This window comes from Kribbella ginsengisoli (genome assembly GCF_039537185.1).
Lineage (GTDB): Bacteria > Actinomycetota > Actinomycetes > Propionibacteriales > Kribbellaceae > Kribbella > Kribbella koreensis.
Window position 1 is genome coordinate 24,095 of sequence record NZ_BAABAA010000013.1, and the last position, 22,487, is coordinate 46,581.

21 protein-coding genes are annotated in these 22,487 nt (G+C 66.1%); 9 read left to right on the plus strand and 12 right to left on the minus strand.

Annotated elements, in window-relative coordinates:
* Window position 1 precedes the first annotated feature (1 nt).
* Entirely contained in the window at window positions 2–925 is a 924-nt protein-coding gene (hypB, locus tag ABD768_RS33275; RefSeq protein ID WP_344847484.1) for a hydrogenase nickel incorporation protein HypB, read from the plus strand.
* Here hypB and ABD768_RS33280 read toward each other — a convergent pair.
* The 7 genes from ABD768_RS33280 to ABD768_RS33310 all read right to left on the minus strand — a co-directional run bounded on the left by ABD768_RS33280 (window position 840) and on the right by ABD768_RS33310 (window position 8,952).
* A complete protein-coding gene (locus ABD768_RS33280; protein WP_344847486.1) occupies window positions 840–1,973 on the minus strand; it encodes a glycosyltransferase 87 family protein in 1,134 nt (377 codons plus the stop codon). The two genes, hypB and ABD768_RS33280, sit on opposite strands and share 86 nt — an antisense overlap.
* Window positions 1,951–3,225 carry a glycosyltransferase 87 family protein gene (locus ABD768_RS33285; RefSeq protein WP_344847488.1) on the minus strand — a complete coding sequence of 425 codons (1,275 nt, stop codon included), beginning with the start codon at window positions 3,223–3,225 and terminating at the stop codon, window positions 1,951–1,953. Before ABD768_RS33285 ends, ABD768_RS33280 begins: the two co-directional genes overlap by 23 nt.
* A 54-nt stretch (window positions 3,226–3,279) precedes the next feature.
* A complete protein-coding gene (locus ABD768_RS33290; RefSeq protein ID WP_344847493.1) occupies window positions 3,280–3,417 on the minus strand; it encodes a hypothetical protein in 138 nt (45 codons plus the stop codon).
* Window positions 3,418–3,690: 273 nt separating this feature from the next.
* Window positions 3,691–4,146: a hypothetical protein gene (locus ABD768_RS33295; protein ID WP_344847494.1), complete on the minus strand. Its 456-nt coding sequence runs from the start codon at window positions 4,144–4,146 to the stop codon at window positions 3,691–3,693.
* Window positions 4,133–4,369, minus strand: a complete 237-nt coding sequence (locus ABD768_RS33300; RefSeq protein WP_344847496.1) for an RNA polymerase sigma factor FliA — start codon at window positions 4,367–4,369, stop codon at window positions 4,133–4,135. Before ABD768_RS33300 ends, ABD768_RS33295 begins: the two co-directional genes overlap by 14 nt.
* Window positions 4,370–4,382: 13 nt before the next feature.
* Window positions 4,383–4,682 (minus strand): hypothetical protein, encoded by a 300-nt coding sequence (locus ABD768_RS33305; RefSeq protein ID WP_344847497.1) that lies wholly within the window; start codon window positions 4,680–4,682, stop codon window positions 4,383–4,385.
* 151 nt (window positions 4,683–4,833) lie between these two features.
* Window positions 4,834–8,952, minus strand: a complete 4,119-nt coding sequence (locus ABD768_RS33310; protein WP_344847499.1) for a S8 family serine peptidase — start codon at window positions 8,950–8,952, stop codon at window positions 4,834–4,836.
* 326 nt (window positions 8,953–9,278) lie between these two features.
* On the opposite strand from ABD768_RS33310, the gene ABD768_RS33315 reads away from it, so the two are divergent.
* Window positions 9,279–9,821: a hypothetical protein gene (locus ABD768_RS33315; protein ID WP_344847501.1), complete on the plus strand. Its 543-nt coding sequence runs from the start codon at window positions 9,279–9,281 to the stop codon at window positions 9,819–9,821.
* 5 nt (window positions 9,822–9,826) lie between these two features.
* Here ABD768_RS33315 and hypE read toward each other — a convergent pair whose 3' ends face one another.
* The 5 genes from hypE to ABD768_RS33340 all read right to left on the minus strand — a co-directional run bounded on the left by hypE (window position 9,827) and on the right by ABD768_RS33340 (window position 15,403).
* Complete coding sequence (hypE, locus tag ABD768_RS33320; RefSeq protein WP_344847503.1) at window positions 9,827–10,909, minus strand: hydrogenase expression/formation protein HypE; 1,083 nt, start codon at window positions 10,907–10,909, stop codon at window positions 9,827–9,829.
* Window positions 10,902–12,014, minus strand: coding sequence for a hydrogenase formation protein HypD (hypD, locus tag ABD768_RS33325; RefSeq protein ID WP_344847505.1), 1,113 nt, complete (start codon window positions 12,012–12,014; stop codon window positions 10,902–10,904). Before hypD ends, hypE begins: the two co-directional genes overlap by 8 nt.
* The gene (locus ABD768_RS33330; RefSeq protein ID WP_164602167.1) at window positions 12,011–12,322 is read right to left on the minus strand and encodes a HypC/HybG/HupF family hydrogenase formation chaperone; all 312 of its coding nucleotides are present in this window, start codon (window positions 12,320–12,322) and stop codon (window positions 12,011–12,013) included. Before ABD768_RS33330 ends, hypD begins: the two co-directional genes overlap by 4 nt.
* Complete coding sequence (gene hypF / locus ABD768_RS33335; protein WP_344847507.1) at window positions 12,313–14,721, minus strand: carbamoyltransferase HypF; 2,409 nt, start codon at window positions 14,719–14,721, stop codon at window positions 12,313–12,315. Before hypF ends, ABD768_RS33330 begins: the two co-directional genes overlap by 10 nt.
* 178 nt (window positions 14,722–14,899) lie before the next feature.
* Window positions 14,900–15,403 carry a helix-turn-helix domain-containing protein gene (locus tag ABD768_RS33340; RefSeq protein WP_343968874.1) on the minus strand — a complete coding sequence of 168 codons (504 nt, stop codon included), beginning with the start codon at window positions 15,401–15,403 and terminating at the stop codon, window positions 14,900–14,902.
* Window positions 15,404–15,600: 197 nt separating this feature from the next.
* On the opposite strand from ABD768_RS33340, the gene ABD768_RS33345 reads away from it, so the two are divergent.
* Genes ABD768_RS33345 through ABD768_RS33375 form a run of 7 tightly spaced genes read left to right on the plus strand, consistent with a single transcriptional unit; the run spans window position 15,601 to window position 22,486 of the window.
* On the plus strand, window positions 15,601–16,668 hold the full coding sequence (locus ABD768_RS33345) for an NADH-quinone oxidoreductase subunit B family protein (RefSeq protein WP_343968876.1): 1,068 nt from the start codon (window positions 15,601–15,603) through the stop codon (window positions 16,666–16,668).
* On the plus strand, window positions 16,665–18,476 hold the full coding sequence (locus ABD768_RS33350; RefSeq protein ID WP_344847510.1) for a nickel-dependent hydrogenase large subunit: 1,812 nt from the start codon (window positions 16,665–16,667) through the stop codon (window positions 18,474–18,476). Before ABD768_RS33345 ends, ABD768_RS33350 begins: the two co-directional genes overlap by 4 nt.
* 1 nt (window position 18,477) lies before the next feature.
* On the plus strand, window positions 18,478–19,326 hold the full coding sequence (locus ABD768_RS33355) for a NifU family protein (protein ID WP_344847515.1): 849 nt from the start codon (window positions 18,478–18,480) through the stop codon (window positions 19,324–19,326).
* The gene (locus ABD768_RS33360; protein WP_343968882.1) at window positions 19,323–20,063 is read left to right on the plus strand and encodes a DUF5947 family protein; all 741 of its coding nucleotides are present in this window, start codon (window positions 19,323–19,325) and stop codon (window positions 20,061–20,063) included. The genes ABD768_RS33355 and ABD768_RS33360 overlap by 4 nt, the downstream gene beginning before the upstream one ends.
* Window positions 20,056–20,688, plus strand: a complete 633-nt coding sequence (locus tag ABD768_RS33365) for a DUF6084 family protein (RefSeq protein ID WP_344847517.1) — start codon at window positions 20,056–20,058, stop codon at window positions 20,686–20,688. Before ABD768_RS33360 ends, ABD768_RS33365 begins: the two co-directional genes overlap by 8 nt.
* Complete coding sequence (locus ABD768_RS33370; protein ID WP_344847519.1) at window positions 20,685–21,968, plus strand: hypothetical protein; 1,284 nt, start codon at window positions 20,685–20,687, stop codon at window positions 21,966–21,968. The genes ABD768_RS33365 and ABD768_RS33370 overlap by 4 nt, the downstream gene beginning before the upstream one ends.
* Window positions 21,965–22,486, plus strand: a complete 522-nt coding sequence (locus ABD768_RS33375) for a hydrogenase maturation protease (protein WP_344847521.1) — start codon at window positions 21,965–21,967, stop codon at window positions 22,484–22,486. The genes ABD768_RS33370 and ABD768_RS33375 overlap by 4 nt, the downstream gene beginning before the upstream one ends.
* Window position 22,487 lies beyond the last annotated feature (1 nt).

A 22,487-nucleotide genomic window follows, 5' to 3' on the forward strand; every position in this document is an offset into this window, starting at 1 on the left:
CGTGTGCAGCACCTGCGGCTGCGGCCAACCCGGCGACGGCGGCACCCGCCTCACAGTCGTCCACGCCCACGACCACCACCACGACCCCACCGACCACCACCACGAACACGACGAACACGGCCACGACGTCGAGCACGGACATGGAGACGGCCAGGACACCGGGGACGGCCATGGGCACGGGCACGACGACGAGCACGGACATGGGCACGGCCACGACACCGGGGACGGCCATGGGCACGGCGACGACGCTGGGCACGGGCATTCGCACCAGCTCGTACAGGAGACTAAGACTGTTCTGCTGGAGCAGGAGATCCTGGCCAAGAACGACGGGCTGGCCGCGGCGAACCGGCATCTCCTGCAGGAGCGGGGTGTCGCGGCGATCAACTTGATGAGTTCGCCCGGCTCCGGCAAGACGACGTTGCTCGAGCACACCATCCGCGCCATCGGCGACCGGCGACAGGCGCTGGTGATCGAGGGCGACCAGGAGACCCTGTACGACGCCGAGCGGATCCGCGCGACCGGTACGAAGGTCGTCCAGATCAACACCGGCGCCGGCTGTCACCTCGACGCCCAGATGCTGACCTCCGGCCTGGCCGAACTCGCCCCACCCGACGGCGCACTGGTCTTCGTCGAGAACGTCGGCAACCTCGTCTGCCCAGCACTCTTCGACCTCGGCGAGGCGGCCCGCGTCGTGATCATCTCGGTCACCGAGGGCGCCGACAAGCCGGCGAAGTACCCGTACATGTTCCGCACCGCCGACCTGGTCCTCCTGAACAAGATCGACCTGCTCCCGTACGTCGATTTCGACGTCGACCTGTGCCTGCGGCAGATCGCCCAGATCAAGCCCGACGCGAAGATCCTGCAGGTCTCCGCGACCAAGGGAACTGGGATGGAGGCTTGGTACGACTGGCTTTCGAGGCTGTGAGCAGAACGGCCGCGGCAAGCGAAAGCCAAAGGTAGGAGTTCCCGGCCAGGACCTGGACAAAGTTCCAGTCGAACTCCTGGTTGTTACCCCTGGGCGGCCACCAGATCGGCGCGATCATGAACAACCCGAACCAGGTCAATGCCGTCGGTAACGGATACCGCCGCCCGACCGGCGTTGCCGTGAGCAACGAGACGCCGAGCGGGATCACCCAGACCCAGTGGTGACTCCACGACACCGGCGAACACATCAACCCGATCAACGCGGTCGTCGACACCGCCGCCAGCTCCTCGCCCCGACGCCAGAGGCTGCGACTCAACCAGAGCCCGGCAACCACAGTCACCAGTACGACGCCCTGCCAGACGTGCCCGCCACCGTCGAGATCACCAGTCAGCCTCGCGAGGAAGCCGTTCCACGACTGGTTCCCCGAGTAGGCCAGCCCGCCGATCCGGCTGGTGTCGGAAATCAGATGAGTCCAGTACTCGTACGCCGTCCGCGGCGTGATCAGGAACCCGATCAACACAGTCCCCACGAAGGCAGCCGATGCGTGTGCCAGCGCCTTCCACTGCCGGGTGACCAGCAGGAGACCGAAGAACACCAACGGGGTCAGCTTGATCCCAGCCGCCAGCCCGAGCCAGACGCCTCTGCCCATGCGGGTTTTCGGTCCGAGTACGTCGTACAGGATCAACGCGCAGAGGATGAGGTTGATCTGGCCGTAGGACAGCGTCTCGCGAACCGGCTCGATCAGTATCGACGCCGCCGTGACGGCAATCAGCACAGCCGGGTGGAGCTTCCGCCCGTTGAGCCATTGCTTGAGGCTCAGCTTCCAGATCGCCACTAGCGCGATCAACGACGCCGCGATAGAGGCTCCGTAGGCCAGTCCCCACGGCAACAGCGAGACCGGCGCCATCACCACGCCGCCGAAGATCGGGTAGGTGAACGGCATCGAGATGTACCGCAGGCGGGCCGTGTAGAGGCTGTCCGGATCGGACAGCATTGCGGCGCCACCCAGCCGGTAGACCTTCAGATCAGCCCCGGTGTGGTCCCACACGAACGGCAGAATCACCGCGACGACGACGCAAACCCCCGCCGCCACCCACCACCGGCGCCTGGCCGGGTCCCCCAACAAGCCCGATATCACCTAAGTCAGCCTGACACTCCGCAGGGTCAAGGCGGTCTATGCCACTCCTACAGTTGTGTCTCAACCTGAGCGTGAGCAGCACCACCGCGACCATCGCCGCGATCAGATACGCGTTCCCACTGAACTGCTCCGCGAACGACCAGTCCAGCTCCCGGTTGTCGTGATTCGGCGGCCACCAGATCGGCGCGATCGTGAACACCCCGAACCACAACACCCCGAAAACAACCCGGTACTTCGTAAGCCGCCCGATCACCGCCACACCCAGCGGAATCGCCCAAACCCAGTGATGACTCCACGAAACCGGCGAACACAACAACCCCACCAACGCCGTCACCGAAACCGCCGCCACCCGCTCGCCTGTCACCCAAAGCAGCCGCGCCAGCCAAAGCCCACCCGCCACCGTCAGCCCCACCAATCCGAGCCAAACCAGCCCGCCACCATCCAGATCCCCGGTCAGCCTGATCAGAAACGCATTCCACGACTGATTACTCGAGAACGCCAGCCCACCGATCCGCGTCGTATCCGCCAGCAACGAGGTCCAGTACTCCTTCGCCCCATGCGGCGTCACCACAAACCCCACCAACATCGTCACCACGAACGCCGCCGCCGCGTGCGCCAACGCCTTCCACTGCCTCGTGACAACCAGCAGCCCGAAGAACACCAACGGCGTCAACTTCACCCCCGCCGCCAGCCCGACCCAGATCCCCCGCCCCCGCCGCTCCGCCGGGCCCAGCAGGTCATACAAAACCAACGCACACAACATCAAATTCACCTGCCCGAACCCAAGCGTCTCCCGCACAGGCTCGAGAACCAGCGACCCGGCCACCACCGCCAACAACACCGGCGAAGCCAGCCTGTTGCCAGTGGACAGCTTCCAAACTGCAATCAAGCTGACGAACGTCCCCAAAGTCCACACAGCCACCGCCACCGACCAAGGCAGCAACGCGAACGGCACCATCACCACGGCGGCAAACGGCGGATAAGTAAACGGCAACCCCGCCAACCGCACGTCATACAAGGCAGCCGCATCATCCAACAACGTCACCCCACCCAGCCGATAGACCTTCAAGTCCACCAGCGAGTGCTGCCAGAGCAACGGCAGAACAACACTGGCGACAACACAAACCCCACCCGCCAGCCCCCACAACACCTTGCTCCGCATACCCAAGATCCTGGCACGGCACTCATTCCGCCTCTCCCACGCCCCAGGACCCGACTACTCCTTCATAGCCATCGAAACCCCACTCGTCGTCAGCGCGAACATCCGCACGAACGCCGCCCGGTCATCCTCATCGTGGTCACCCCGTTCCAGCGACAAGAACCTGGCCGGTTCGAGGTCAATCGTGGTGACCACCGCCACTTGCCTCCGAAGCGCCTCCACACAACTCCACCGCGTACCCACCCAACCCTCTCCGCCGCCAACTGAATCTCAACCAACTATCGAAACCGATTCGGCAAACCAAGACCCGGATCCGCGCACTCAACCGGCACCCTCCCCGCCCGACCGGTAAACCTTCAGTACACCAACGAATGCCGCCGCAACAACGGCAACACCGCACAAACCCGCCATGACCTCCCTGCGCCGCCGCCGCATCATGGACCGCTTCGAATGCGCACGGACCCAAGCTCAAATCAAGTGAGGAGGGTACCCATAGTGCGCACCATCTAGATAGAAGACGCGCCAAGCCTCGGTTTCCCTGGACGAGTTCGGGAAAATCTCCAGGAACAGCTCTTCTGCCCAGGTCAACACCAACCCTCCAGCGCCATCCAAAGAGACACCAGAGACTTCTAGATTGAATTTCTGGACAATTTCATTGATATCACACACGCGCGCATCGTAAAGAGTATCGAAGTTGTCAAAAGCATCATCACCCGCAGACTCCAGGGAGAAATTCATATCCGCAGATCCAACCAGGATGCGCCCATCTCTCACCATTCGGAAGGGGCATTGAATATGTATAATGAGCTCCCCTTCGGTTCCGAAAAGCTTTACAATCCCGGTACCGGCCGCCCGGCCGACCGACCGCAGAACCGCTCCTTCCATCAGGTCGTGAATCACCCGCGCCAGTTCATCCACAGCCACCGAAAATATCCTTTGCCTCGTCGAGAATCTGATGGTAGTCGTGCCCTTGGTTGCCGATCCTCTTGTGGAGAGCCTGCCGCTCGGCAGGACTCAACTTGCGTCCACTTTGCCGCTCATACTCACGAACCGCGTCGTTGAGCTGCTTATTTTCGGCTTGATTTCCCCGTGGCGCCCGGTAGCCATCGTCTCTACTTCGATCGCCCGGATCCCAGTTCTTCTCCACCAGTTTCCGCCAATCATCCCGCCCAGGTACCGTTCGCCTTCTTGAAGTTCAGCGGCGCCGGCGAGATGACCGTCGTCTCGCTCGTATCCGCGTTGGCGAACGTCTGAGTGAACCGATCCCGTTTCTCCGTTAGCTCCCGGCTCGTCTTCGCATCGAAGCCCTTGACCGCCGACGGCTGCAATGGCAACGCCTGAACGTTCTTGGGAGCAGGCTGTTCGGCAGACGGATCGACCGGCTTCGCCTCGCTCACCGGGAACATCGACCGCAACGACGGCGGCTTCAAGGGCACCGCCAATGCGACGCCGATCGCCACGAGTTTCGCAGTACGAAACCTAGGAATCTGCAGAAGCTGCAAAATCCCAGAAACCCTGTAACGCTTGAAGCTACGAGCATTTCCGGGATGACGAACAGCAGCCCACCCCTGGAGATCCTGGGGTGGGCTGCTGTTCGGTGCCGGTTGGTTGTTAGTTGCGGTTGATGGTGATGGGGACGGACAGAGCGGACGGGGCTGAGGTCGGGCCGAGGAGTAGCTCGCCGTGGTAGGTCTGGCCTGCCGTCATTGCCTTGTTGTAGGCGACGTGGAGAGTGACCGGGGTGCCGGCCGGTAGGGGGCCGGTGGGGATGCCGGTGACTGTTAGGTCGTTGCCCTGGACTGCGTTGATGTTGAGGGTGAAGGCGGGGGTGCCGGCGACCGCGAAGCCGTGGACCCAGATCTGGTAGTTGCCGTCGGGTGGGCTGACCAGGTTGACGGACTCGTTGGCGGTGCCGGAGGTCGAGGAGGCCACGATCTCCGACGGGGAGAAGACACCGTCGTTGTTGGCGTCGCGGACCACGAACAGGTCGAGGTCGTTGGAGTCCAGGGCGGTGGTGACGCTCAGCCGGGAGGCGTGGGTCAGCGTGATGTTCTTCTTCACGCTCGCCGTCGACGGATCGTTCGGGTCGTCCTGGTGGGCCGTCTCGGTGGTGGTGCTCGGCTGGCTGAGGCCGAAGGCGGTGGCCTTCAGGCCGTCCAGCGCGACGCTCGACTCGAAGGAGACGTCGAAGCTGCCCGAGTCAGCCGAAGCAGCCTGAGAAACAGCGGACGGAGATACCGAGGCAGATCCGAGCTGCACCTTGAAGGGCGTGTTGAACGCGTCGCCCTGCCAGCCGACCTGGTGCACCGCCACCGCCTGCAGGCCTTCCTGCGCCGGCGCCGTCACGAAGTCCGCGGGACCGCCGGTCGCCGTGTCGAACCGCCACACACCAGCACGGATGTTGGTGTTCGGGCTCTTCCCGACCGTGTCGATCGTGTACGGCGCACCGAACACCGAGTCCGGGAACAGCTGGAAGTGGTTCTCCGACCGGCCCATGATCAACGTGTCGAGATCGGTGTACGGACCCGTGCCCTCCCAGGTCGTGTTGGTCAGCAGCTTGGTGCCCTCGGCCGGCGTCTTCGGTACGTCGTAGTAGAAGAACCGCCAGTCGCCGGACTCCGCCCGCCAGCCCCAGTCGTTGGCGCCGAAGACAGATCCGTTGTTGTACGTGTAGTTCTTCTGCGCCTCGGCCACATCCGAACCACCGAAGGTCGTCGTCCCGACGATCTTCCCGGTCGCGTCCTGCGTCGCCTTGGCGGCAACCGCCACCGACACCGGTACGACCATCGAGTCCGACCCACGGGTCAGCACGACCGCACCGGAGTACATCCCGTACGGCGTACCCGTCGGCACCTTGATCGACGCGGTGACGGAGCCGTCCTTGGACCGGCCGGAGGTGGTGATCCACTTCCAGTCCGAGTTCTTGTACCAGTCGATCGAGATCTTGAAGTTCGTCACCGGGATGGCGGCGTTCTTGGTCGAGTGCTGCAGACCGAGGAACACACCGTCAGCCATCCGCGAGTACGGATCCCGCACCCACGACTGCAACACGTTCGCGCCGGCCCGGTGGTACATGAACCGCCCGTACTCGCCCTGCTCCATCTCCGACTTGGCGAAGTCCAGGTCCTTGAAACCGTCGATGTTGGAGCTGGTCGTCTTGTCCGTGTGGTTGACGACTCCGTTGCCGTCGGCGTCCTTCCAGAGCTTGCCGTCGCCGTTCACGTCGGTCCAGTTGTAGGTGAGCAACCGCCACGCCTGATCCTCGGTGTAGTCCTTGTTGGCGTCGAACTGCTCGCGCGGGTACTCCAGCTTGACCACCATCAGGTCGGCGTCCTTGTGCTGTTTCACCTTGCTGGTCAGGTCGACCAGATAGTCCGGCGCGTTGAAGTTGCCGGTGCTCTCCTGCTTCAGATCCTTGCTGCTCAACGAGAACGTGTCGTTCGCGGTACGGACCAGTTGCCGGTCGCTGACGTCCCAGACCCCCGGCCCGCTGACCGTGAACTTCTGCGTGTCGGTTCCACCGGGCGCGATCACGTTCGCGAAGACCGGGTACTCCGTACCGCGGTAGTCGCCGACCCGCCACTGCGTCGGGCTGACCGAGGCGCGGGTGCCGACCGCGCTGCGGACCGCCTTGCCGACGTCGATCGAGCCGGAGCCCTGGATGTTCGAGTCGTAACCGAGGTCCTGCGCCGAACTCTTCAGCAGGTTCTTCGCCGTTGAGTAGAACCCAGCCGGTACCGCGCCCGCGTGCTGCGCCTTGTACGCCTGGTAGACCAGCGCGGTCGCACCGGCGGCAACTGGTGTCGACCGGCTCGTACCACCCCAGGTGGTCCATGCGTTCCGGCCGTCGAGCACGGTGTTCAGCGTGGCGTCACCAGGCGCATAGGCGCCGTCGGCCACCACATCGACACCGTTGGTCGCGTTCGCGCCGAAGCCACGGTTCGACCAGACCATCACGTCGTTGTCGTTGATCTGCTTGGTCCGGATGATCGAGTCCCAGCCGGAGCCGCCGAACTGCGTCGACGCACCGACCTCGATGCCGGCCGTCGGGGCGGCCGATCCCGTCGTACCGAAGCCAGGCGCGCCGTTACCCGTCGAGAACAGCGGGGTCGTCCGACCGCCGTTGTGGATCACATCGGCCTCCTGCGAAGCCGCGTCCCAGCCGTCGTTGTCGATCTGCGACTGCCCGTAGGAGTTCGAGGTGACGTCGACGCCCTGACGAGAGGTCAGGAAGTAGCCGAACTGCGTGGAGAAGGCGAAGCCGAGGTAGATGTCGCCGAACGGCGCGAGCTTCGCGTTCGGAGCACCACCCAGTACCGCACCGGCGTACTTGCCACCGGCGATGTCCTTGAAAGCCGGCGCCTTGCCGTTGGCAACCGCCTGGCCGACGATGTTCGACGCGGTCAGTGTGCCGTGGCCCTCGATCGACGGGTCGAAGTCACCCGTCCAGGCGACCACCTCGCCGGGGCCGAACGGCGTACCCTCGCCGCCGAACGCGTCCAGACCGCCCGGGAGCGGGGTCGCGCCGTCGGAGATGTAGTACAGCAGTCCGCCGGACAGGTCGGTGTAGCCGTCACCGTTCATGTCCCGGTACGACGCCGGGCTGGCCTTGCTGACCGGCTTCTCGTCCGCGAACGAGTGGTCGTTGTCCAGGTCGGCGTAGATGGTGTCGTACACACCGGCCGTGTGCGGGTCGGTGAGCAAGAACGCCGGGCGCTCGCCGTACAACTCGAGCAGGTGGTCGTCCGGGTGACTGCCGAGGCGGACCTTGCCGGACTTGCTCCACGCGGCCGGGAAGCTGTAGCTGTGCTCGACCGTGCCGGCGGGTGCGGAGAAGTTGCGCGACGGGCCGGTCTTGGTGGCGAAGTCGACCGAGCACTCGCCGGCAGCCGGAGTACAGGTTGCCGCGTCGGTCTTCACGTACCAGGACAGGCCCTGGTCGATCTGGTCCGGAGCGAACAGCCACTGCTGCGTGCCGTACGGGTCGAAGGCCTTGGGCCAACCGTTCCAGCCGGCCTTGGCGCCGGTCTGGCCGGACCAGGTCTGCCAGGTGTTGAGCAGGTCCGGGTGGCCGAAGTCGGTACCGCCGTCGAGGACGCCGACGGTGATGCCGGTGCCGGTGAAGCCGTCCTTCCACGCGCCGGTGAAGTTGTGCGACTTGGCGTCGAGCAGGTTCTGGTTGCGCAGCTTCTCGAAGTTCGAGGGGAGCGGCGGCGGCGCTTCGGAGTACGGGACCTCGGCTGCCTGGATCTTGGCGATCGCGGCCTGCTGCTCGGCCTTGGTCGGTGCCTGGTGCAACTGCGGGTCGGGGTCGCCGAGCGGTTGCCCGGTCTTGCCGAACTCGACCGGCTGCACGGAGACGACGCCCGGCGCGGATGCCAGTTTGGCGAGCGCCTGTACGCCGATCGAGCCGGCGATGATGCCCGTGCCGCCGGACTGCGCGACCCGCGCGTTGTCGAGCAGCGCGCGGGCCTTGGTGGAGTCACCCTTGACGGTCGCGAACACCGCGACCTGCTGGGTCTCCCCCTTCTTGACCCGCATCTCCAGCTTCGGATCCAGCTTCGCGACCGCGCCGTCGGTCGCCGTCTCCACCTGCGTGGTGGGCGGCGTACCAGGCGGTCCCGGCGGCGCCGCCCCGGTGGCAGCCTGCACCGGCGCCGACATCAGCGGCGCGGCGATCAGAGTGGTCAAGGCAACAAGCGCGGAGCCATGCAAAAGCCGACGTCTCATCAAGTCCCCTCCAGCACGGGCGGCCCCCCGACCACCGCAAGTCAACGCAACGGACTGTACGACCGTCACCTGCCGTCACGGAAGCAATCCGCGAGGCCAGTTCCCGCCACCCGGCATTTGGTTGCCACAAGCAACGGACACGGTCCGTACACGGCTCTCCACCGCCTGCCACCCGGCCCCCGATTTTCCGCATCACGCCGCCGACCGACCCCCTCGAACCCCGACTACGCGGAGTGTCCGACCCTCCCCCTTGCGAAAACGCATGTTTACCCCTGTCCTGTCGCGATAGGTTTCCGCTGCCACCCCGCCCCCTGAGGAGACACCCGTTGGACAGCTCACTGGCGATCGCCGGCATCGGCGTACTGGGCACCCTGACCGCCTCGACCCTGTCCCCGCTGATCTCCGAGCGCTCCAAGCGCCGCGAGTTCGAGCGAGCCCGCGCCGAACGCCTCGAACAGGCCGAGCGGGACGAGTTGCGACTCCGACGGCTGGAACTGCGCGAGGGTTACATCGCCTTCAACGCGGCGGCGCGGGACTACCATCGCGCGCTTCGGGCCTGGTCCTACGCAGACGACAACGGCACCGAGCGGGCGGCCGAGTCCGTTGAGCTGCCGCAGACGCGGCAAGCATTCCAGACGGCGTACGCCGAGGCGCAGATGATCGTCACGGCGCCCGTGCTGGTGCTGGCGCAGCAGATCGCCCGGGGTCTCGCCGACGCGTGGGCCATCCTCAAACACCGCGAGGACGGCACGCACGATCCGGTCACCGATACGACCGAGCGCGCCCGGGAACTGCTCAACGACACGTGGGGACCGTTGCGCACCATACGGGTTGCCATGTGCGCTGATCTCGATCTGCAGACCAGCTGATGCGGTCAGCAGATTCGGGGTAGTTGTTCTCCGATCGGGGTGTCGACTACTCGGGTGGCGCCGAAGGTGGTGTGGGTGGTGACCATGCCGGGGTGGGTGGCCACGCAGGTGCCGATGACGGTGGCGTCGGCTCCCAGCGGATGGGCTCGCATCGCCGCTAGTACGGCATCGGCGTCCGAGGGGGCGACGATGGCCAGGAGCTTGCCCTCGTTGGCTACATAGAGGGGGTCCAGGCCTAGGAACGAGCAGGCGTTGGCGACCGTCTCGGGGATCGGGAGGTCGGACTCGACCAGCTCGATGCCTACGCCTGCGGCCTTGGCGATTTCGTTGAGTGAGGTGGCGACTCCGCCGCGGGTTGGATCTCGTAGTACGTGGATGTCCAGAACTGCGTCCAGCATCGCCCCGACCAGCCCGTTGAGGGGAGCGCAGTCGCTGACCACCTCGGTGCCGAACGAGATGCCCTCACGCACGCTCATGATCGCGATGCCGTGCACCCCGATCGCGCCGCTGACGATCACCACGTCACCGACGGCCGCGCGCTGCGGCCGGATGTCGACGCCCTCGCGCACCAGCCCGATACCGGCCGTGTTGATGTAGACGCCGTCGCCGTGCCCGGAGTCGACGACCTTGGTGTCGCCGGTCGCGATCGTGACGCCGGCCCGTTCGGCAGCCGCCCCCAGGTCCTCGGCGATCCGGCCGACCGTTTCCAGCGCAACGCCTTCCTCGAGGATGAACCCGCAGGACAGGTACGCCGGTTGCGCACCGGACATCGCCAGGTCGTTGACCGTGCCGTTGACCGCCAGGTCGCCGATGCCGCCACCGGGGAAGAACAGCGGCTGCACCACGAACGAGTCGGTCGAGAACGCGATCCGCGCCCCGCCCAACGTGACCACGGCCGAGTCCGTCAACCCCGCCAGCAACGGATTCGAGAACGCCGGTACGAAGAGGTGCTCGATCAGCTCGCCCGACATCTGCCCGCCACCGCCGTGGCCCATCACGATCGTCTTGTGATCCCGCAGCGGCAACGGACAGGTCCAGCCGTCGAAGTTCGGCATCTCCGGGTCCGGAAGCATCACCTGCTCAGCCAACGGAGCTCACCGCCCCCGCGTCCAGGCGGCGGTACAGGTAGTACGCGGCGCAGGCGCCCTCGCTCGAGACCATCGTCGCGCCGAGCGGGTTGCGCGGCGTACAAAGCGTGCCGAAGGCCGAGCACTCGTGCGGCTTGATGTGACCTTGGAGGACCTCGCCGCTGCGGCAGATCTTGGACTCCTCGGTGGCGATGTCGCGGACCGAGAAGCGGTACTCGGCGTCGTACTCGCGATATCTCGGGGACAACCGCCAGCCGCTCTGGGGGATGACGCCGATCCCTCGCCAGGCACGGTCGGTGGTTTCGAAGACGTCGGCGAGCATCGCCTGGGCGGCGGTGTTGCCCTCGTCCCTGACTGCCCTCTTGTAGGCGTTCTCGACGACGTGCTCGCCGCGCTCCAGCTGGGTGACGGTGCGCAGGATGCCGGCCAGGATGTCGAGCGGCTCGAAGCCGGTGACGACGATCGGGACCTTGTACTTCGCTGCGAGCTCCGGGTACTCCGAGACGCCCATCACGCTGCACACGTGGCCGGCCGCGAGGAACGCCTGGACCCGGCAGTTGGGCGATTCCATGATCGCGGCGATCGCCGGTGGGACCTTGACGTGCGAGACGAGCAGGCTGAAGTTGGGGATGTTGTGGCGCTTGGCCTGGTACACCGTCATCGCGTTCGGCGGCGCGGTCGTCTCGAAGCCGATGCCGAAGAAGACGACCTGGCGATCGGGGTTGTCCTTGGCGATCTTGAGCGCGTCCAGCGGTGAGTAGACGACCCGGACGTCGCCGCCCTCGCTCTTGATCTTGAACAGGTCGCGCCCGCTGCCCGGCACCCGGAGCATGTCGCCGAACGAGCAGAAGATGACGCCCGGCTGGGAGGCGATCTCGAGCGCCTTGTCGATGATCTCCAGGGGCGTCACGCAGACCGGACAGCCCGGGCCGTGGATCATCTCGACGCCGTCAGGCAGCAGCTGGTCGATACCGTGCCGGACGATCGTGTGGGTCTGACCGCCGCAGACCTCCATCATCGCCCACGGCTGGGTGACGGTCGCGTGGATCTGGTCGACCAGTTTGCGGGCGAGCCCGGGATCGCTGAACTCGGCGAGATACTTCATGACATCGTCTCCTCTGTTCCCGGCGGGCGACGCTCCCCGGCCTGCTGGGCCGCGATCCCCCAGTGATCACCGAACTCCTCTTCCAGCGCGCCGAGCGACCGGTACAGCTCGAGCGACTGCTGGGCCGACTCCTCGTCCAGGCGCTGCAGGGCGAAGCCGACGTGCACGATGGTGTACTCCCCCACCTGCAGGTCCGGCAGATACGCCAGGCAGACGTCCTTGATCACGCCACCGAAGTCGACCTTCCCCATCCGGGTGTCGTCCTCGTCGCGAATCTCCACCACTCGCCCCGGCACCGCTAGACACATATCCCCTGCTCCTTCCACTCAGTCATCCGCCCCGCCACCGCCAACTGCCCCAGCGCGATCCCCGCATCCGTAGGCGGCACCCGCCGATGCCGCAACACCTCGAACCCCTCTTCCGCCAACCCCTTACAAGTTGCCTCCAGCAACAACCCGTTGACGAACACTCCACCCGACAAGGCGACGGTGCTGATCCCCCGCTCATCCCTCACCCGAACCGCAGTCCGCACAGCCAAGTCCGCCAAACCCAGATGAAACTTCAAGCTGATCTCCGCCGCGTCCACCCCATCCAGCACGTCCTGTACGACGGCCTGCAACAGCACCCCGGGTTCCTCGAACTCAAACCGATATCCACGCCCGCTCAGCTCGCCAAAGCCGGCGTCCGATCCGGCAAAGGCGGAGGCCGCCCCAAAGCCGGAGCCAGCACCATCGGTGGCGAGGGCAGGCGCATCCGTGCGAGACGTCTGGGCTGGGCCGAGGTGGCGCCTAGCGCCACGAGGCCGGAGTGCTGCGGTGGCTAGGCCTTCTAGTTCCATGGCGGCTTGGGCTTCGTAGGTGGAGCGGTGGCAGGTGTTGGTTAGGGAGGACACCGCGTCGAAGAGGCGGCCCATGCTGGAGGTTGGGGTGCAGGCGAGGTTTCGGTTCAGTTGGGTTTTGAGTAATGCCAGTTCTTCGGCGGAGCACGCCTGGACGGATGGGAGGTGGGGGTCCCAGGGGATGCCGGCTGCATGGAGATGAGATAGGGCCATGCGGCAGGGGTTGTTGACGCCTGCGTCGCCGCCGGGGAGGGGGACGTAGGCGAGGTGGGTGTAGCGCTCGAAGGTGTTGTAGTCGGCCAGGAGGACTTCGCCGCCCCAGACCGCGCCGTCGTCGCCGTAGCCGGTGCCGTCGAAGGTGAAGCCGATTACGGGTGGGCCGGCGTAGGAGTGCTCGGCCAGTACGGAAGCTAGATGGGCGTGGTGGTGTTGTACGCCGATGACCGGGCGTCCGGCGGCATGGGTGAGGGCCCATTGGCGCGAGCGGTAGGAGGGGTGTTTGTCGACGATCAGCACCTCGGGGCGTACGCCGGTCAGTTGTTCCAGGTGTTCTTCGGCTTTGGCGAAGGCGTCCTGGGTCGCCAGGTCGTCCATGTCGCCGACATGGGCGGACAGCCAGGCATAGCGGCCGTCGCCGAGGCAGAAGGTGTTTTTCAGGTCGCCGCCAACCGCCAGAGCAGGTCGCACCGGAGTTGCCAGGTTGATCGGGTACGGCGCATAGCCGCGGGACCGGCGGATCGGCAGCTCGGCGCCGTCGACCACCCGCACCACCGAGTCGTCGCACGGTACGTGGATCGCCCGGTCGTGACTGAGCCAGGCATCGGCCAGCGGCGCAAGCCGTACCAGTGCCTCCGCGTCGTCCACCACGATCGGCTCGCCCGACACGTTCCCACTCGTCATCACCAGCACCGACGGCCCCGGCTGGTCGAACAGCAAGCGATGCAACGGCGTGTACGGCAGCATCACCCCGAGATCCGGATTGCCTGGAGCGACCATCGAGCAGACAGCAGAGCACGCGGTACGCCGAAGCAGCACGATCGGCCGTTGATGCCCCGTCAACAGCGCCTCCTCAGCAGGAGAGACCGAGGCGATACACCGCGCAGTCGCGAGATCAGCCGCCATCACCGCAAACGGCTTGTCGCCCCGATCCTTCCGCTTCCGCAGCGTCGCCACCGCGTCCTGATCCGACGCATCGCAAACGAGGTGGTATCCCCCAAGCCCTTTGACAGCGAGGATCGCCCCCGCCACCAGCAGCTGATGAGCAGCAGCCAGCGCATCCTCGTCGTACGCCGAAACCGCCCCCGGCTGGACAAACCGTAACCGCGGCCCACACGACGGACAAGCGATCGGCTGCGCATGGAAGCGCCGATCCCCCGGATCCGAGTACTCCGCCGAACACTCGTCACACAACGGAAAGCCCGCCATCGTGGTGGCCGGCCGGTCATACGGAAGCCCGGTGATGATCGTGAACCGCGGCCCACAGTTGGTACAGGTGATGAACGGATGCCGGTACCGCCGATCCGCCGGATCCCCGAACTCGGCCAGACAGTCGTTGCAGATGGCAACATCCGGCGAAACGAGCGTACGCCCCGCCCCGGCCGTGGAGTCGCGGATGACGAAGGCGGTGCCACCCCGTGCCGGCAGCTCCTCACGCTCCACGGACTCCACCACCGCCAGCGGCGGAGCATCCGTCCGGACCCGTACGCCGAACGCCGTCACCGCATCGGCCGCCCCCTCGACCTCCGCGATCACCCCCGAGGCGTCGTTGCAGACCTGCCCCGACAAGCCCAGCTCCCGGGCGAGGGCATAGACGAACGGCCGGAAGCCGACACCCTGGACCACCCCGGACACCGTGATCCGGGCACGCACGCGGGAAACCGGAACGGCCGTGGCACCCACCACCAGGGGATCGACTTGTCAGTTACGGTGACGTGCGGGCCGACCGCGAGATGGCGAATTCGGTCATGAACGGACTCTTCGCACACTAGCGCCGGGAGCGACACTCCGCCAGAGTCCGGAAATACCGGACCGCGAATCGCCAGGGAATTCATTCCCCGGGCGGCGACCCGAAGATCGCGTGCACCCGGCGGAGATCCCGTAACCGCGGCTCGGTCACCCCACTCAGCCACCGGCTGACGGTCCGCACCGACACCCCGATCCGCTGCGCCGCGGCCTGCTGCGACAACCCCTGGCGACGTAGTACGGCGGTCAGCCACTCCGCGAACGGTTCTTCGGCGACCCCCGGCGACGTGCTGAGCCGCCGGCTCGCGGCGCCGTGCAGCACCTCGACCTCCACCCCGTCGGGGAAGAGCCGCACAGTCACGTCGAAGACGCCGTCGGCCGGTCCCGCGGCGGCGAGCAGGGACGCGGTGATCGCCCGGTACAGGGCCTGGTTCTCCGCCGGTTCGAGCTCGACCGGTTCGAGTGCCTCCCGGACGAACCGCTCGGCGTCCGGAAGCGAGCCCGGCCGGGCCGGGAACGTATGGGTGACGACGACCACCGGCGAGACGAACAAGCCGGACTCATCGTCCGGCAGGGGATCGTCGGACATCTCGGCACGGGCTCTCAGAGAAATGCTGCGAAGATCAATCGTAACGGTCCCCGGAACGGTCGGAGAATCCACGAATCCCGGACTTCCGGAAAGCCCCATTAATACCCGACACAAGTGTCTGTTCGGGTGTGGCATCCGGACGTACCGTCCGAAGGAGGAACCCAGCCCATCCGTTGGAGGCGGCGCGGACCATGTCGATGACCGTGGAACCGGAACAGGCGCAGGAGACGGCCGACGAGGGTGTCGTCCACATTCTCTGGATGAACGGCGGGCTCAGCTGCGACGGCGACTCGGTCGCGCTGACCGCGGCTACCCAGCCGAGTATCGAGGAGATCGTCCTGGGCGCGTTGCCGGGACTGCCGAAGATCGCGGTGCACTGGCCGCTGATCGACTTCGAATGCGGCCCGGAGACAGGAGCCGACAACTTCATCGAGTGGTGGCACAAGGCCGACCGCGGTGAGCTGGAGCCCTTCGTCTTGGTGGTGGAGGGCTCGATCCCGAACGAGGCGATCAAGTCCGAGGGCTACTGGGCCGGTTTCGGCAACAACCCGGCGACCGGTCAGCCGATGAAGACGTCGGAGTGGCTCGACCGGCTGGCGCCCAAGGCGACAGCGATCGTTGCTGTCGGCACCTGTGCGGCGTACGGCGGAATCCACGCCATGGCAGGCAATCCGACCGGTGCGATGGGTGTGCCGGACTATCTCGGCTGGAGCTGGAAATCCAAGGCGGGGCTGCCGATCGTCTGCGTGCCAGGCTGCCCTATCCACCCCGACAACCTGTCCGAGACGCTCGTCTACCTGCTCTACCAGGTGGCCGGCCAGGCCCCGATGATCCCGCTCGACGCCGAACTGCGACCGCAATGGCTGTTCGGCGCCACCGTGCACGAGGGCTGCGACCGGGCCGGGTACTACGAACAGGGGCAGTTCGCCAAGGAGTACGGCTCCCCCAAGTGCCTGGTGAAACTCGGCTGCTGGGGTCCGGTGGTCAACTGCAACGTGCCCAAGCGCGGCTGGATCAACGGTGTCGGCGGCTGCCCGAACGTCGGCGGGATCTGCATCGCCTGCACGATGCCCGGCTTCCCGGACAAGTTCATGCCGTTCATGGACGAACCGTTCGGCAGCAACATCTCGGTCGCCGCGAGCACGGTCTACGGCACCGTCATCCGGCGGCTGCGCAAGATCACCCAGAACAAGGGCAACAAGGAACCCAAGTGGCGGCACAAGGGCTCCAGCCTGGACACCGGCTACGAGAAGGTCAGGCCATGACCACCACCGAACCGAAGGTCGATCAGCACCTCGAGCCCGACGCGGGCAAGGACTCCGACGTCGTCGAGATGGCCTGGGACCCGATCACCCGGATCGTCGGCAGCCTCGGCATCTACGCCAAGGTGAACTTCAGGAACAAGACGGTCGAGGAGTGCCACAGCACGTCGTCGATCTTCCGCGGTTACAGCATCTTCATGAAGGGCAAGGACCCGCGGGACGCGCACTTCATCACCAGCCGGATCTGCGGCATCTGCGGCGACAACCACGCGACCTGTTCGGTCTACGCGCAGAACATGGCGTACGGCGTGGCGCCGCCGCATCTGGGCGAGTGGATCGTGAACCTCGGCGAAGCCGCGGAGTACATGTTCGACCACAACATCTTCCAGGAGAACCTGGTCGGGGTGGACTACTGCGAGCGGATGGTCAAGGAGACCAACCCGGGCGTGCTGGAGCTGGCGAACCGGACCGAGGCGCCACACGCCGGCGACCACGGGTACAGGACCATCGGCGATATCATGCGCTCGCTGAACCCGCTCGAGGGCGACTTCTACCGCGAGGCGCTGCACGTCAGCCGGTACACCCGCGAGATGTTCTGCCTGATGGAGGGGCGGCACGTCCACCCGTCGACGCTTTATCCCGGAGGCGTCGGCACGGTCGCGACGATCCAGCTCTTCACCGACTACCTGACCCGGCTGATGCGCTACATCGAGTTCATGAAGAAGGTCGTGCCGTTGCACGACGACCTGTTCGACTTCTTCTACGAGGCGCTGCCCGGGTACGAGCACGTCGGTGAGCGGCGGATCCTGCTCGGCTGCTGGGGCAGTCTGCAGGACCCGGCGATCTGCGACTTCGACTACCGGAACATGGATGCCTGGGGCAAGCGAATGTTCGTCACCCCCGGCGTCGTGGTGGACGGCAAGCTGGTCACCAACAACCTGGTCGACATCAATCTCGGCCTGCGGATCCTGCTCGGCAGCTCGTTCTACGACGACTGGGCCGGCGGCGGCCACGAGAAGTTCGTCGACAAGGATCCGCTGGGCAACCCGATCGACGTCCGGCACCCGTGGAACCAGCACACCATCCCGAAGCCGCAGAAGCGCGACTTCGCCAACGCGTACAGCTGGACGATGTCGCCGCGCTGGTTCGACGGTACGGATCACCTGGCGCTCGACACGGGTGGCGGCCCGATCGCCCGGCTCTGGTCGACCGCGCTGTCCGGCCTGGTCAACACCGACTACGTCCAGGCGACCGGTAGCAGCGTGAAGATCCAGCTCCCCAGGACCGCGCTGAAGCCGGCTACGGAGTACGAATGGAAGATCCCGCAGTGGAGCAACGCGCTCGAGCGCAACCGTGCGCGGACCTACTTCCAGGCGTACTCCGCGGCGCTGGCGCTGCACTTCTGCGAGAAGGCGATGGCCGAGGTCAGGGCCGGCCGGACCGACACCTGGACGCCGTTCAAGGTGCCGGAGGACGCGATCTCGTGCGGTTTCACCGAGGCTGTTCGAGGTGTGCTCTCGCACCACATGGTGATCCGCGGCGGCAAGATCGCGAACTACCACCCGTATCCGCCGACGCCGTGGAACGGCAGCGTCCGCGACACCTACGGGACCCCTGGCCCGTACGAGGACGCGGTACAGAACACGCCGATCTTCGAGGAGAACCCACCGGACCGGTTCAAGGGCATCGACATCATGCGCGCGGTCCGCAGCTTCGACCCGTGCCTGCCCTGCGGGGTCCACATGTTCGTCGGCAACGGGAAAGAGAAGACACACCTGCACTCACCCACCCTCGCGGTGAAGCCGTACTGAGATGGACCGCCGCGACGTCGCCGCGCTGAGCGAACGGATCGACGTGCTGCTGGACGAGGTCCAGCGGCGGGCCGAGCCGGAAGTGACCGACAAGGTCGAAGAGCTGGTCCGTGCCGTGTTGTCTCTGCACGGCGCGGGCCTGGAACAACTGCTCGCGCGGCTCGACGAGGAGCAGGTCCGGGGCGTGCTGGAGGACGATCTCGTCGCCGGGATGCTGCTGTTGCACGATCTGCATCCCGATGACGTGGCGACGCGGATCCAGGCGGCGCTCGACAGCGTCCGGCCGTATCTCGGCTCGCATGCGGGCGGGATCGACTACCTCGGTCTCGATGACGACGGGGTCGTCCATCTGCGGCTCCAGGGCAGCTGCGAGGGCTGTCCGGGGTCGACGGCGACCGTGCGGCTGACGGTGGAGAACGCCGTTCTCGATGCTGCTCCTGAGGCGGTCGCGGTTGATGTCGAAGGCATGGTCGCGGCGACGAAGCAGAACCTGCTGACTATTGAGCCGTTCCGGCCCCGGGAGAGCAGTGAGGGGTGGCACAAGCTTGATCTCGTGACGGCCCCTGGGCAGCTGCAGAAGCTGGTCGTTGCCGATCTCGAGTTGCTGGTGGCGAATCTGGCGGGCACGTTCTTCGCTTATCGGAACAGTTGCCCGACTTGCTCATCGGCGCTACAGCACGGCGTACTGACGGGCGACCAGCTCACCTGCCCGCGGTGTACGGCCGTGTACGACGTACGGCTGGCCGGGCGGGCGCTCGCACCGATCGGGGCGCCGCCGTTGGAGGCGTTGCCTTTGCTGCCCGATGACACCGGCTGGAAGGTCGCAGTGCCTGGAAGGCAGCCGGCGTGAGGACGTCATCCACCCTGCGCGCGCTCGCCCGCGACAAGCCGCTCCCGGGCCGGGGCTCTGGACCCGGCTCCGGCCCGGGGCCGGTTGTCTCCAGTGCCGGCGATGCCGGTGGTGATGCCTTGGTCGATCCGGTGGCTGTGTTGCGCGGCTTCACGGGTGGGGTGCGGCAGCAGTTGGCGCCGGGTGAGCAGTGCGAGATGTGCATGGTGCCGATCGGGCCGACGCATCCGCACGTGGCCGACGTACCGGATCATCGGCTGCTGTGCACGTGCCGGCCGTGCTACCTGCTCTTCAGCGCCGAGGAGGCGTCGCGCGGGCACTATCGCGCAGTACCGGAGAACTACCGCTTCGATGCGGACTTCGCGATGTCGTCCGCGCAGTGGGAGTCGCTCGGGATTCCGGTGAACCTGGCGTTTCTCTTCCACCAGACCGGCCAGGACAGGAGCGTCGCGTTCTATCCGAGCCCGGGTGGCGCCACCGAGTCGCTGCTCGATCTGGCGTCGTGGGATGAGGTCGTTGCTGCGGATCCGCTGCTGAGCACGCTGATTCCGGATGTCGAGGCGGTACTCTTGCGACGCCTCGACGACGGCTTCGAGTGCTATCTGGTGCCGATCGACTCTTGCTATGAGCTGGTCGGCATCGTGCGGCAGTACTGGGAGGGTTTCGCCGGCGGCGAGGAGGTCTGGGGACGGATCGATGCGTTCTTCGCCGAGGTCTCGGAGCGGTGCCGTGGTTGACCTGGAGTTCGTCTGCACCGGCGCCGACGCCGACCGGTACGCCGCCACCCCGACCGTCTTGCTGCACCTGCAGGTCACCGAGACGACCGGTACGCCGGTGCACGCGCTGGCCCTGCGTTGCCAGATCAGGATCGAGCCGATCCGGCGGCGGTACTCCGACGAAGAGGGCGACGCGCTGGCCGACCTGTTCGGGGACCGGGCGCGCTGGGGCGAGACGCTGAAGCCGTTGCAGCTGGCCTTCGTGTCGCAGATGGTTCCGGGGTTCAGCGGGTCGACGTCGGTGGATCTGGCGTTGCCTTGTAGCTATGACTTCGATGTTGCCGCGCACAAGTACCTGTATGCGGTGCGTGAAGGTGGAGCGCCGTTGTTGCTGTTGTTCAACGGGACGATCTTCACCGGGCGGCCGGGCACTTTGTCGGTGACGCCGGTCGCCTGGCAGAAGGAGACGTCATTCGCGTTGCCGGTGCCGGTGTGGCGAGAGGCCATGGATCAGCATTTTCCTGGTGCCGCTTGGCTGAAGTTGCGGCGGGAGACGTTCGACGAGCTTTATGACTACCGGGCGCGGGAGGCCTTGCCTGGCTGGGATGACGCGATCGAGCGGTTGCTGAAAGAGAAGCTGGAATGAATGCTTTCGAGAGCGTTCAGTCGGTGGCGGACGCGTTGCTGTTCGAGGGGTACGTGCTTTATCCGTATCGGGCGTCGAACAGCAAGAACCAGGTGCGGTGGCAGTTCGGCGTACTGATGCCACCGGGGTACGCCGATCCGTCGGAGCGCTCGTGGTCGCAGACCGAGTGCCTGCTCGACGGCGGGTCGGCGCAGCTGACCGTGCGGATCCGCTTCCTGCAGGCGCAACGGCGTACGGTGCTGAATGCCGACGGGGTCGAGGTAGCGTCGTTGCAGACGTCGAATGCCTCCTACGTGCCCTGGGATGAGGCGGTCGAGCAGCATGTTGACGTCGCCCTCAACCTCGGCGAGCTGCCTTGCCAGCGCGCCTTCGTAGTTGCTGGAGGCATCGACTCGGAGGCGATCGAAGGCGGGGCGCTGCGCCGGTCCAGGCAGGAGTTGTCGGGTCTGTTGAGCGTCAGTGCTGAGGCATTGCCAGGGCCCTACGGGGTTGTCCGATTGCAGGTGCGTTTGCAGAACACCAGTGATTGCTCGACGTCCGAGCGATCGGTTGCCTTGCGGCAGGCGCTCATCGCGCATCACCTTCTGATCAAGGCTGATGGGGCTCGGTTCATCTCTTTGCTGGAGCCACCGGAGTGGGCGGTCGGGTATGTCGCGACGTGTGACAACGTCGGGATCTTTCCGGTGCTCGCGGGTGACCTGTTGTTGTGTTCGCCGATCATCTTGTACGACCACCCGCAGATCGCGGCGGAGTCGCAGGGAGATCTGTTCGATGCGACGGAGATCGACGAGATTCTGAGTCTGCGGACGATGACGTTGACGGAGGCGGAGAAGCGGGAGGTGCGGGGGACGGATCCGCGGGCGGCGGCGATGCTCGAGCGGGTCGACTCGATGCCGCAGGAGATTCTGGATCGGCTGCATGGGACGGTGCGGTACCTGCGGAAGGTGACGGCGCCGGAGCCGGCTCCATCGGATGCGCCCTGGTGGGATCCGGGGAACGACGCCAGTGTGGATCCCGAGCACGACACCGTGATGGTTCAGGGAGTTGCCGTGGGCAACGGAGTGCGGGTTCGGTTGCGGCCCGGCGTACGGCGTGCAGACGCGCAGGACATGTTCCTCGCCGGCCGGATCGGGACCGTGGTGGCTGTCTTGTCCGATGTGGACGGGGTGACGCATGTCGCCGTCGCGCTGGACGGCGAGGAGGGCGAGGTGCAGCGGTCGCACGGGCGGTACCTGTACTTCAGCCCGGAGGAGATCGAGCCGTTGGTGGGTGCCGGATGATTCTGGTGGCCGGGCTGGGCAACATGTTCTGCAGCGACGACGCGTTCGGGGTGTCGGTGATCGCGGAGTTGGCCAAGCAGGAGTGGCCTGAGCAGGTGGAGGTGCGGGACTTCGGGATTCGCGGGATTCACCTGGCGTACCAGTTGCTCGAGCCGTACGAGCTCGTCGTACTGGTCGATGTGGTGCAGCGGGGTGGGGCGCCGGGGAGGGTGTACGTGGTGGAGGCCGAGCCGGATCCGGAGCCTGGGCCGGAGGTCAGCATGGATGCGCATGATCTCGGTCCGGACGCTGTGCTCTCGCTTGTGCCGCGACTTGGTGGGACCTTGGGGAAGGTGGTGGTGGTCGGCTGCGAGCCGGCCGACCTCGGCACCGGGATCGGGCTCACACCGGCCGTACAGGACGCAGTACAGCCCGCGGCCCAGCTGGTGCGCGACCTGGTGATCGGCCACAGTGCGGATGGGCAGGGAGTGGTTGGGCAGGGAGTGGTTGGGCAGCGGGTCGGCGAAGGGAGCGCGTAGA

Coding starts and splice junctions, on each gene's coding strand:
- ABD768_RS33345 (WP_343968876.1), top strand. CDS start 15,601: ATGACCGTGGAACCGGAACAGGCGCAGGAGACGGCCGACGAGGGTGTC.
- hypD (WP_344847505.1), bottom strand. CDS start 12,014: ATGAAGTATCTCGCCGAGTTCAGCGATCCCGGGCTCGCCCGCAAACTG.
- ABD768_RS33285 (WP_344847488.1), bottom strand. CDS start 3,225: ATGCGGAGCAAGGTGTTGTGGGGGCTGGCGGGTGGGGTTTGTGTTGTC.
- ABD768_RS33350 (WP_344847510.1), top strand. CDS start 16,665: ATGACCACCACCGAACCGAAGGTCGATCAGCACCTCGAGCCCGACGCG.
- ABD768_RS33370 (WP_344847519.1), top strand. CDS start 20,685: ATGAATGCTTTCGAGAGCGTTCAGTCGGTGGCGGACGCGTTGCTGTTC.
- ABD768_RS33375 (WP_344847521.1), top strand. CDS start 21,965: ATGATTCTGGTGGCCGGGCTGGGCAACATGTTCTGCAGCGACGACGCG.
- ABD768_RS33340 (WP_343968874.1), bottom strand. CDS start 15,403: ATGTCCGACGATCCCCTGCCGGACGATGAGTCCGGCTTGTTCGTCTCG.
- ABD768_RS33330 (WP_164602167.1), bottom strand. CDS start 12,322: ATGTGTCTAGCGGTGCCGGGGCGAGTGGTGGAGATTCGCGACGAGGAC.
- ABD768_RS33355 (WP_344847515.1), top strand. CDS start 18,478: ATGGACCGCCGCGACGTCGCCGCGCTGAGCGAACGGATCGACGTGCTG.
- ABD768_RS33310 (WP_344847499.1), bottom strand. CDS start 8,952: ATGAGACGTCGGCTTTTGCATGGCTCCGCGCTTGTTGCCTTGACCACT.